Here is an 11,314-nt window from a genome sequence, read left to right as displayed (position 1 = left end):
AAGCATTAAATAAAGCAAAAAAGCCGCTCATCGAGCGGCTTTTTTGCGTTTAACACCGACTATATTTCCTATTATCTGTAGCCGGGGGCTGATTGCCCCTCAGCCGTTGATTTACTTCCCTTTGCTGTGTGACTGCTCCTGCAACCAACATTGCACGAAATCGGCAATTTCCTCAATTTGATTGATATTGAGCTGCGGTACATTGCATGGATGGGGATGATCGCTGGCCAAGGCGATGACGTAGTCATCGATCAGATCTGCAAAGGGTTTCCCTACTATCTGCCGATAAAGTGCAATCTTGGCAATAGATTCATGCTTAAATCCCTCTACCAGGATAAGATCGCAACGAGTGGCATCAATACGCGAGGCGAGAAAGCGGAGATTGAGCGGCTGTTGTTCTGGCGTTTCAGTCATTAGAGCCCAGCGCCGATCACTAGCCACTAGGGTTTGCTCGGCCCCAGCTTTACGCAATTCATAGCTGTCTTTGCCTGGAGTATCAACGTCCATATTATGGTGTGTATGTTTGATCAGTGCGATACGGATCCCTCGGTCAGTTAGGCAGGGAATGAGTTTTTTAAGTAGTGTGGTTTTTCCGGTACCACTGTAGGCGGCAATACCCAGTAAGGGAGGCATATTCACGATGATTTCGGCTCCTGTTGCTGAGCCTGCTGACATTCTGGCAGGCTGTTGATATTGAGAAAATGCTCGACTCTCGGATCGTAGACGGCTTGAGCGTTTACCTGGGCCATGAATAGCATCACCTTTCGATCGCCCTGTTGTAAGAACTGGTATAAGGTTGGTATGAGATCGCGATGCCAGAGTGCTAATGTTGGATGGCAATGTACGCCATCGTCGATGTAGGCTACGTGAGCATCTCCTTTCCCTTGCCACAGGGTGGTGACCAAATCGCGGGGAATGAACGGGGCATCGCAAGGAACGGTGATCAGCCATTCGCTCTGGCATTGCGCCAATGCTGCGGCGACACCGGCCAGCGGACCGGGAAAATTAGGTAACTTATCGCTGATGACCGCGCAGCCACTTTGCTGGTAAATCGCCTGATTACGGTTCGCGCTAATGATTACGCGGGATACCTGTGGTGCTAGACGCTGGAGTACCCATTGATATAGCGGCAGACCGTTTAAGGTGACAAGCCCTTTATCCCTACCTTGCATGCGGGTCGCGCGCCCACCAGCCAGAATAACACCTTCAATATCCTGCATAATGAGAGAGTTCCTTGGGTTATGGTTACCGATCACCCGTTCATGGTAATCCACGTAGTCATCGATGTAATAGTTTGTAAATAGTGAGTGTTATACGGTAAACGGCTATCTTTGTTAAATTAGGATTGCTAGTTTTAGCGGTTCAGTAAAGATAAAAAGAGAAGGTACTCTATGAAATGTCATCGCGTTAACGAACTGATTGAGTTGATCCATCCGGCCTGGCAGCAGGAGCCGGATCTGAATTTGATCCAGTTTCTTCAGAAACTGGCCGATGAAGCGGGTTATGAGGGGACTTTAGCTGACCTGACCGACGATATACTTATTTATCATCTCAAGATGCGTGGCAGCGAGAAGAGCGCGATGATCCCAGGATTACAGAAAGACTATGAGGAAGATTTTAAAACAGCGCTATTGCGTGCCCGTGGTGTGATTAAAGATTAATCTCATGACGACGTTGGCCTTTAATTTCCAGACGCTTACCCCCGACTTGATACTGGATGGCTTAGCACTGTGTGGGATCCGTGTCGATTCTGGGCTTAGCGAACTGAATAGCTATGAAAACCGCGTTTATCAGTTGATGGACGAGGAGCGGCGTCGCTATGTGGTGAAGTTTTATCGCCCAGAGCGTTGGAGCGAGGCCCAGATTGCAGAGGAGCACGCCTTCGCGGCGGAGTTGGTGCAGGCAGAGATTCCGTTAGCTGCACCACTTTGCTTACAGGGCGAGACACTACATCACTATCAGGGTTATACCTTTGCTGTCTTCCCCAGTCTCGGTGGGCGCCAGTATGAGGTAGACAATCTCGAACAGTTGGAGTGGGTCGGACGTTATCTGGGACGTATTCACCAAATCGGTCGCCGCCAGCGTTTCAGTGAGCGCCCCACCATTGGGCTGGATGAGTATGTCTACCAGCCTCGTGCTGAATTGGCGCTTGCGTCTCTGGTTCCTGATGATCTGCGTGATAATCTACTCACGACATTGGATACGTTGATCGGCGTGTTGGTGGCGCTATGGCGGGATGATCTGCCGTTGTTACGTCTGCATGGTGATTGCCATCCCGGAAATATTCTGTGGCGGGATGGGCCGTTGTTTGTCGATCTGGATGACGCTCGTAATGGCCCGGCGATCCAGGATCTGTGGATGTTGCTTAACGGTGATGAGGTCGAGAAGCGACTACAGTTGGATAGCGTATTGGAGGCCTACACCGAGTTCTGTGATTTTGACGTACGCGAGCTAGCACTGATCGAACCATTACGCGCCATGCGAATGATTCACTATCTAGCATGGGTATGTCGCCGTTGGCAAGATCCAGCTTTTCCTCGCAGTTTTCCTTGGATGACGGATCGTCAGTTTTGGCAAAGTCAGATCCAAACCTTCCACCAGCAGATTGGTCTGTTGCAGGCCGCCCCGCTGAAATTGACCCCGATGTACTGATAACCAATCCCTGAGGATGGAGATGAGAGTATGAAGAAAATGTGGCTGGCCCTACTGGGCATGATAATGGCATTTGGCGTATCGGCTGCTTCCTTTACCAATGGCGAGCAATATATCACCCTGGATAAGCCAGTAAATGGTGCGCCGAAGGTGGTGGAGTTTTTCTCTTTTTATTGTCCGCACTGCTATGAATTTGCAGAGGTTTACCATATTCCTCAAACGATTGAGAGCAAATTACCGCAAGGTGTTAAGCTGACTAAATATCATGTTGAGTTTTTGGGTCCATTGGGTAAACAACTAACTCAGGCATGGGCGGTGGCAATGGCTCTGGGGGTTGAGGATAAGATTACCCAACCGATGTTTGATGCGGTGCAGAAGAGCCAAACGATTAAGACCGCGGCGGATATTCGCAATGTTTTCATTAAGGCGGGGATCAACGCGGCAGAGTATGACGCCGCCTTAGACAGCTTTGTGGTGAAATCGTTGGTGGTACAGCAAGAGAAGGCGGCACAAGATTTCCAACTGCGTGGTGTGCCGGCAGTATTTGTTAACGGCAAATATATGGTCAGGAGCGAAGGATTGGATACTAGCTCAATGGCGAATTATGTTACGCAGTTTGCCAATGTGGTGCAATTCCTGGTGACGCAGCCTTAAGCATGCATGGTTCGTAAGGCCCAACGTCGGATAGGCTCCCGATCCGACGTTTTTACTTATGATTTGTGCTGATATTTTTGCAGTAGTTGGCTAATAAGCCGGTCTTTGCGTTGCCAAAGGGTATTCAACCAATGCTGAAAGTGGCGCTTAAAGCCCTTGTCATTGAAATAATCTCCACGTATCTCATCACTGATCGGAATCGTTTCAATATCGACGACGATACTTTGCATACGTCCACATAGGAGATCCCAAAATGGTCGACAAGCATTGTGTGGATAGAGCAGAGTTACATTCAGCACGCGATCGAACTGTGATCCCAATGCACTGAGGGTAAAGGCGATGCCAGCCGCCTTGGGCTGCAACAGATTTCGGTATGGAGAGCGTTGCTGCTCACGTTTCTCTGCGGTGCAACGCGATCCCTCGACGAAGTTGACGATGGTGGTGGGATGTAGGCGGAACTTTTCGCATGAGCGTCGAGTCGTCTCGATATCCTTGCCGCGCCGCTCTGGATGTTTGAGCAAATAGCTGCGTGAATAGCGGCGCATAAACGGCATATCCAATGCCCAGCAGGCTAAGCCGATAAAAGGTACCCAAGCCAGTTGCTGCTTGAGGAAATACTTATTCATTGGGATATGATTACGGAGTAATACACAAAGCACTACAATATCTGTCCAACTCTGGTGATTGCTAATTAGTAAATACCAGTTCCCTTTACTAAGCCCCTCCAAGCCACGAACGTGCCAACGAAGCTTGGGATTCAGGCTCATTAATCCTGCCAATCCTTGGCACCAGCACCACATTAACCTGTCGGAATAACGAGAAATAATGCGCCCTACGTGAGGGAACGGTAAGAGTAGTTTTACTAAGCCTAACAAGGTGATGGGGATAGAGCAGGCGGCGGTGACTATGACGGTCAATAATGTTGTAAGTATAAAGATAAATGGAGACAACATCGAAGTAATCAACCTAGGCATCAGGGGGACACACCGCAGTTTATGGAATAAGGGCAGCGATTTTAACAGAAGGAAGCGGTTATCGGCAGATTTTGTCCTCATGACACGATGGGGGTGAAAATGACATCGTGTCTGAAAAAGCGTTCATACACGAATAATCGTTTGTTCGTCCTGTCGTTCGCTATCTGATGATAATAAAGCTATACACAGTTGCTCGATGATTGTTTTATGCGATTTGTTTGTTAAAATTAAATTGCAACATATTGATATTTATAATTTATTTATTATTGTTGTTGCCTGGTTCCTCTCGGTGAACTAAAAAAACATGAATTTATACACAAAGTTATCCACAGATAGATCGGGGCGGATCACGCCTTGATCGGAGAGATAAAAGCGTGCTGATCATTCGTCAGCGCTGCCTAGCTGTGGCATGCTTATGTTCTGATGACCACCACGATAAAGATAGATTATGGCCCAGATAGCTGAAAATCCCCTGATCCTGGTTGATGGATCCTCATACCTCTACCGTGCCTATCATGCGTTTCCGCCGCTAACTAATGGCGCTGGCGAGCCTACCGGGGCAATGTACGGTGTGCTGAATATGCTGCGTAGTTTGATCATGCAGTACCAGCCGAGCCATATTGCTGTTGTATTCGATGCTAAGGGTAAGACTTTCCGTGATGAGTTATTCGCCGAATATAAATCACATCGTCCACCGATGCCGGACGATCTGCGCGAGCAGATCGCACCATTGCATCAAATGGTACAGGCGATGGGATTGCCGTTATTGGTGGTGCCAGGCGTTGAGGCCGACGATGTGATCGGTACGTTGGCACGCCGGGCCGAACAGGCAGGGCGTCATGTGTTGATCAGTACTGGCGATAAAGACATGGCGCAGCTGGTGACACCGAATATTACCCTGATTAATACCATGACCAATACCATCCTGGGGCCGCAGGAAGTGTGCGAGAAGTATGGGGTTCCCCCTGCCTTAATTATTGATTTCTTGGCGTTGATGGGCGATGCATCAGATAACATTCCTGGCGTTCCCGGTGTCGGTGAGAAGACAGCACAGGCGTTGTTGCAGGGGATTGGTGGATTACAGGCGATCTATGAAGATATCGATCGTGTGGCAACCCTAAGTTTTCGTGGCGCGAAAACCATGGGAGCGAAGCTGCTACTGAACAAAGAGAAGGCCGATCTCTCCTATCTATTGGCGACCATCAAGACCGATGTCGAGTTGAATGTGGATTGCGATGACTTAGCGCTCAAGCCGCTAGATAGCGCCACGCTGCATACTCTGTTTCAACGCTATGAGTTTAAACGCTGGTTGAACGATGCGCTGGATGGCTCCTGGCTCACCTCTTCCGTAGGTGGTAAGAGCAAGCAGGCGAAAACCTCCAGCGAAGTCCCCATCACGCCGGCACCGGCTACGACGTCGACCCTCTCACGCGAGGGATATCAAACGATTCTCGACGAAGCCGCCCTGGAGGCGTTAATCGCTCGACTAGAACAGGCCGGCAGCTTTGCTTTTGATACAGAGACTGACTCGTTAGATGTCTTATCGGCTAATCTGGTGGGGATCTCGTGTGCCGATGTTCCGGGGCAGGCTTACTACATCCCGTTGGCTCATGACTACCTGGATGCCCCGATGCAGCTCGATCGAGCGTTGGTGTTGACCCGTTTACAACCTCTATTAGAAGACGAAAAGATCGCCAAAATTGGCCAGAACCTGAAATACGATATTGGTGTCATGGCGCGTCATGGCATTACCCTGCGCGGCGTGGCGTTTGATACCATGCTGGAGTCGTATGTATTGAATAGTGTGGTCGGACGTCATGATATGGATAGCTTGGCTGCTCGCCATCTAGATCATAAGACCATCACCTTCGAAGAAGTGGCGGGGAAAGGGAAAGGTCAACTGACCTTTAACCAAATACCCTTAGCGCAGGCGGCCGAGTATGCGGCTGAGGATGCTGACGTTACTTTGCAGCTACATCAATGCCTCTGGTCGACACTGGATGCAGAGTCGGGGCCTCGCCATGTCTTCTGTGATATCGATATGCCGCTGGTTCCTGTGCTATCACGTATGGAGCGCAGCGGGGTACTGATTGATAGTTCTATTTTGGGCCAGCACTCCCAGGAGCTGGCGGTGCGCCTCGTTGCATTGGAGCAACAAGCCCATGCATTGGCGGGGGAACCCTTCAATCTCTCTTCGCCCAAGCAGCTCCAGAGTATTTTATTCGACAAGCAACAGCTGCCGGTTCTAAAGAAGACGCCGGGTGGCGCTCCATCGACCAACGAAGAAGTGTTGGTTGAGCTGGCAGATCAGGGATATGAGTTACCAAAGGTGATCTTGGATTACCGTACACTCGCTAAGCTGAAGAGCACTTATACCGATAAGTTACCTCAGATGGTGAACCCCCTGACCGGACGGGTACACACCTCTTATCATCAGGCTGTGACCGCGACGGGGCGGCTCTCTTCTAGCGATCCCAACCTACAAAATATTCCGGTACGCAGCGATGAGGGACGGCGCATTCGCCAAGCGTTTATCGCGCCAGCTGGCAGTAAGATCGTGGCGGCGGACTACTCCCAGATCGAGTTACGCATCATGGCGCACCTGTCCGGCGATCGCGGATTATTAGAGGCTTTCGCGGCTGGGAAAGATATCCACCGAGCGACAGCGGCCGAAGTTTTCGGCCTACCATTGGAGGCGGTGACGGCCGATCAACGACGTAGTGCTAAGGCAATTAATTTCGGTCTGATCTATGGTATGAGCGCTTTCGGTCTAGCTCGTCAGTTGAATATTGGCCGTAATGAGGCTCAGCGTTATATGGATCTCTATTTCGAACGTTATCCTGGCGTGCTGGCCTACATGGAGCGGACGCGCCAACAGGCGGCCGAGCAGGGGTACGTAGAGACGCTAGATGGTCGTCGACTCTATCTCCCAGAGATCAACGCACGTAACGCGATGCGTCGTAAGGCCGCGGAGCGTGCGGCGATCAATGCGCCGATGCAGGGGACGGCGGCGGATATCATTAAGCGGGCGATGATCGCCGTCGATGCTTGGTTACAGCAGTCACAGCCGCAGGTACGCATGATTATGCAGGTACACGATGAACTGGTCTTTGAGGTGCCGGAGGCGCGAGTCAACGAGGTCGTTAGTCATGTCCGCACGTTGATGGAGAGCAGTTTGGCGTTGGCCGTGCCCCTGAAGGTTGATATCGGTTGTGGTGATAATTGGGATCAAGCGCATTGAATGGTGGCGATTTAATCCTTTTATGTAATTTACCTACATAAAAACGTAGTTAATGCGCAAAATAGCGGCGTTAATGGTGGCTATTTTGTAACTAAACAACAAAAAAGTTTGCGTGCCCTCTAAAATGTTGTACAGTTACTGACGTAGGGTACAGAGGTAAGATGTTCTATCTTTCAGACCTTTTACTTCACGTAATCGGATTTGGCTGATTATTAGCCGCCCCAGTCATAAATGACTGGGGCGTTTTTTTTGTCTCATGTCTTACCTACTCGCCTGGCCTATTCGTTGGGACGTTGGTAATCCTTGTTCGTCTTTGTTCCTGTGTATCGCGTTTGATACGTCCTTGCCGCGCCTGCTCGGCATTATTACGTAGAAAAATTACAAAAAAAGCCGCTTGCGCGGCTGGGTTTAGATAGCGTTATTCTGACGGACTATTCACCGCGACTGTCGGTGTCTTCGTCCTGTTGTGGTGCGATTTCGCTGAACCAGGTATCCAGCTTGTCACGAAGTTTATCGACGCCGAATCTTTTCAACGAGGAGAAGGCTTCGACTTGAATATCCCCCATAAATGGCAAGACGGCTTCGCGCACCAGATTCAACTGCGCCTTACGGGCACCGGAGGCTAATTTATCCGCTTTGGTGAGCAACAATAGCACCGGTAGTCCGGCCTCGACCGCCCAAGCGATCATCTGCTGATCGAGATCCTTTAGCGGGTGACGGATATCCATCAACACCACTAATCCCTTCAGACATTGACGCTGTTGTAGGTATTCACCCAACGCGCGTTGCCATTTGCGTTTCATCTCTTCCGGTACTTCGGCGTAACCGTATCCCGGTAGATCGACCAGTCGTACGCCATCATCGACCTCGAACAGGTTGATGAGTTGGGTGCGTCCTGGTGTCTTACTGGTACGTGCCAGGCTCTTCTGATTAGTGAGGGTATTCAATGCGCTGGATTTCCCGGCGTTGGAACGCCCGGCAAACGCGACTTCGATACCGATATCCGCGGGTAGGTGGCGAATATCCGGGGCACTGGTGACGAAATGCGTCACATGGTAGTTATAAGTTTGACGGGCCAAGCTGGTCGTCTCCCTGTTGCTGGCGGAATAATGGCGTGAATTATAACCGTAAAGGCGCACAAGGGCGCGTAAATCCGTTTCCTGTTTGGTCAGGCCGCTGTAAGCGGCAGGCGCAGCGTAATGTAAGCGATCGGCCATAGCGTTAGCCGAAAAAGTCGCTTCTTGCTGTAAGGTGTTGATTGTTTAATTATTAATATTCAATCAATTACATTGATTGTGTGATTTATATCATCCATAAAGTCCGGGCTGATCATATTGTCGTTTGCCGCCAATGAGATAGAGTAATTACAGGTTAGGGATGCCGTGATAGGGAATTCGGCGCCAGGATGGCGATACCGATCGCGTAAGGATAACGCGCGGCGATGTAGGATGCAGTCATTAGGATAGGGCTTGGCAGACAGGACGTCGGTCACAGGGAAGAGAGTAAGGATGTACCAGGCAAAGGGATAAACCGGGACGTTGTTTGCCGTTAGGGACGATGAGGGTCAATATCCTTCTGCAGAAGGTATAGAATTAAGGCGACAGTTTAGGCTGTCGCCTTTTTTCTTTGCGGCCTTTCTGATAGATTTCGCCGCAGTTTTCGACATCTCTGACCAAGAGTATAAGTTATGAGTCCGGTGAATAAATCCAAGGCCGTTAAAGGCAAAAAAGTACGTAAGACCCGCCAGGAGTTAGATCTGGAGGGACGTGAGCGTAAACGCCAGAAGAAGCGCCGCGGCCATAAGCCGGGGGCACGGAATAATGAGCATAACGCTCAGGGTAGCAAAGGCGGTATGCGCACCGAACGCGATCCACGTATCGGTAGCAAGAAGCCCGTTGCGTTGCTGGTCGAGCCTAGCGTGGCGAAAAGTCGAGTGCAGGCTGTGGTTCAACCAGAGGTGAAGACCGTGTTGACGCCGGAAGAGGAGCTGGCACGTTTGGAAAACGATCCACGTCTGGATGCCTTGCTGGAGCGTTTGGAAGAGGGCGCGACACTGAACAGCGAGGAGCAGCGTTACGTGGATGAGATGCTGGATCGCATTGATGCCCTGATGGAAGAGTTAGGCATTGAACTGGAAGATGATGAAGAGGAAGAGGAGTCTGAGGACATCATGCAGCTGCTGCGTCGCGGTAGCCCAAAAGATGCGATCTGATGCCGAATGGCGTTGATTCTGGTCATAGCCTCGCTGCTTACATGTTATCTCCTGTGGTTATTGGCTAAACTATGGCGGCTGTCGCAGCGCAAAACGCGCTGGCAACGAGCCGCCATGCGTTACGGTCGGCCTCCGGCTTCTCCACTGCGTGCCGGCAGGAGAAAACAGAATAAGGAGTGAGCACCCATGTCGGAACAGACTATCGTCTGGGATCTGGCCCTGATCCAAAAATATAACTATTCCGGGCCACGCTATACCTCATACCCCACCGCACTGGAGTTTAATGAAGGCTTTGATGAAGCGGCTTTCCTGCGCGCGGTGGATCGTTATCCCGAGCGCGCGCTCTCCCTCTACGTCCATATCCCTTTTTGTCACAAGCTATGTTATTTCTGTGGCTGCAATAAGATCGTCACTCGCCAGACGCATAAAGCGGACGAGTACCTGGATAAACTGGCGTTAGAAATTGCCGCGCGCGCACCGTTGTTTGCCGGACGTACCGTCAGCCAGTTGCATTGGGGCGGTGGAACACCGACCTATCTCGACAAGGCGCAGATTAGCCGTCTGATGACCCTGTTGCGTACACACTTTAATTTTGCGCCGCAAGCCGAGATCTCCATTGAGATCGACCCACGTGAGATAGAGCTGGACGTCCTCGATCATCTACGTCATGAAGGGTTTAATCGTCTCAGCATGGGGGTACAGGACTTTAACAAGACTGTACAACAGCTGGTGAATCGCGAGCAGGATGAGGCGTTTATCTTTGCTCTGTTGCGTCACGCGCGGGAGATCGGTTTTACCTCGACCAACATCGATCTGATTTATGGTCTACCACGTCAGACGCCGGAAAGTTTCGCCTTTACACTGCAAAAGGTGATCGAGCTGAATCCCGATCGTTTAAGTATCTTCAACTACGCGCATATGCCGAAGCTCTTTGCCGCCCAGCGTAAAATTAAGGATGCCGATCTGCCCAGCGCCGATCATAAGCTGGCAATCCTGCAACAGAGCATCGCCACTTTGACGGGGGTGGGTTACCAGTTTATCGGGATGGATCACTTTGCCCATCAGGATGATGAACTGGCGGTAGCGCAGCGTGCCGGTAAGTTGCACCGCAACTTCCAAGGCTATACCACCCAGGGGGATAGCGATTTGCTGGGGTTGGGCGTGTCGGCGATTAGTATGATCGGCGATAGTTATTCGCAGAATCTGAAGGTATTGAAGGAGTATTACGCCGCGGTTGAGGCACGAGGCAGCGCATTGTGGCGTGGGTTGGCCATGAGCCAAGATGACTGTATCCGACGCGACGTGATCAAGGGGCTGATTTGCAATTTCCGCCTCGATTACGCCGCCATTGAGCAGCGTTACGGTATTCGCTTCGTGGACTACTTCGTTGAGGATTTGGTGCTGTTGCGCCCGTTGGTTCAGGATGGGCTGGTGGTGTTAGGGGAGCAGGCTATCACAGTGACGCCGCGAGGGCGGCTATTAATCCGTAATATCTGCATGTGTTTTGATGTTTACTTGCGCCGTCAGGCACGTATGCAGCAGTTTTCTCGCGTGATTTAAGCGTCGTATCACCGCCGGATA

Annotated in this window: 11 protein-coding genes; 7 read left to right on the top strand and 4 right to left on the bottom strand. The window is 50.8% G+C overall.

Annotation, left to right across the window (positions count from 1 at the left end):
• Positions 1–111: 111 nt before the first annotated feature.
• Together mobB and mobA are read right to left on the bottom strand one after the other, a co-directional pair.
• Positions 112–633 (bottom strand): molybdopterin-guanine dinucleotide biosynthesis protein MobB, encoded by a 522-nt coding sequence (gene mobB, locus EHO01S_RS15060; protein ID WP_035370741.1) that lies wholly within the window; start codon positions 631–633, stop codon positions 112–114.
• A gap of 2 nt (positions 634–635) precedes the next feature.
• The gene (mobA, locus tag EHO01S_RS15055; RefSeq protein WP_024524746.1) at positions 636–1,220 is read right to left on the bottom strand and encodes a molybdenum cofactor guanylyltransferase MobA; all 585 of its coding nucleotides are present in this window, start codon (positions 1,218–1,220) and stop codon (positions 636–638) included.
• 171 nt (positions 1,221–1,391) lie between these two features.
• Between mobA and EHO01S_RS15050 the strand changes: the two genes are divergently transcribed.
• Genes EHO01S_RS15050 through dsbA form a run of 3 tightly spaced genes read left to right on the top strand, consistent with a single transcriptional unit; the run spans position 1,392 to position 3,306 of the window.
• On the top strand, positions 1,392–1,661 hold the full coding sequence (locus EHO01S_RS15050) for a YihD family protein (RefSeq protein ID WP_024524745.1): 270 nt from the start codon (positions 1,392–1,394) through the stop codon (positions 1,659–1,661).
• Positions 1,662–1,665: 4 nt separating this feature from the next.
• The gene (locus EHO01S_RS15045; RefSeq protein ID WP_024524744.1) at positions 1,666–2,652 is read left to right on the top strand and encodes a serine/threonine protein kinase; all 987 of its coding nucleotides are present in this window, start codon (positions 1,666–1,668) and stop codon (positions 2,650–2,652) included.
• Between the two features lie 30 nt (positions 2,653–2,682).
• Positions 2,683–3,306 carry a thiol:disulfide interchange protein DsbA gene (gene dsbA / locus EHO01S_RS15040; protein WP_024524743.1) on the top strand — a complete coding sequence of 208 codons (624 nt, stop codon included), beginning with the start codon at positions 2,683–2,685 and terminating at the stop codon, positions 3,304–3,306.
• Positions 3,307–3,362: 56 nt separating this feature from the next.
• Here dsbA and yihG read toward each other — a convergent pair whose 3' ends face one another.
• The gene (gene yihG / locus EHO01S_RS15035; RefSeq protein WP_024524742.1) at positions 3,363–4,280 is read right to left on the bottom strand and encodes a 1-acylglycerol-3-phosphate O-acyltransferase, YihG family; all 918 of its coding nucleotides are present in this window, start codon (positions 4,278–4,280) and stop codon (positions 3,363–3,365) included.
• Positions 4,281–4,728: 448 nt separating this feature from the next.
• Here yihG and polA point away from each other — a divergent pair, with 448 nt between their 5' ends.
• On the top strand, positions 4,729–7,521 hold the full coding sequence (gene polA, locus EHO01S_RS15030) for a DNA polymerase I (RefSeq protein ID WP_024524741.1): 2,793 nt from the start codon (positions 4,729–4,731) through the stop codon (positions 7,519–7,521).
• Between the two features lie 161 nt (positions 7,522–7,682).
• Complete coding sequence (gene spfP, locus EHO01S_RS19465) at positions 7,683–7,730, top strand: small protein SpfP (protein ID WP_071892919.1); 48 nt, start codon at positions 7,683–7,685, stop codon at positions 7,728–7,730.
• A gap of 222 nt (positions 7,731–7,952) precedes the next feature.
• Here the strand turns inward: spfP and yihA are convergent, their stop codons facing one another.
• On the bottom strand, positions 7,953–8,600 hold the full coding sequence (yihA, locus tag EHO01S_RS15025) for a ribosome biogenesis GTP-binding protein YihA/YsxC (RefSeq protein WP_024524740.1): 648 nt from the start codon (positions 8,598–8,600) through the stop codon (positions 7,953–7,955).
• 608 nt (positions 8,601–9,208) lie between these two features.
• Here yihA and yihI point away from each other — a divergent pair.
• Entirely contained in the window at positions 9,209–9,733 is a 525-nt protein-coding gene (yihI, locus tag EHO01S_RS15015; RefSeq protein ID WP_024524739.1) for a Der GTPase-activating protein YihI, read from the top strand.
• Between the two features lie 186 nt (positions 9,734–9,919).
• Positions 9,920–11,293 (top strand): oxygen-independent coproporphyrinogen III oxidase, encoded by a 1,374-nt coding sequence (gene hemN / locus EHO01S_RS15010; protein ID WP_024524738.1) that lies wholly within the window; start codon positions 9,920–9,922, stop codon positions 11,291–11,293.
• The last annotated feature ends 21 nt before the right edge of the window (positions 11,294–11,314 follow it).

The organism is Edwardsiella hoshinae NBRC 105699 = ATCC 33379 (genome assembly GCF_000474215.1).
GTDB lineage: Bacteria > Pseudomonadota > Gammaproteobacteria > Enterobacterales > Enterobacteriaceae > Edwardsiella > Edwardsiella hoshinae.
This window is presented reverse-complemented; position numbering and strand designations above follow the sequence as displayed.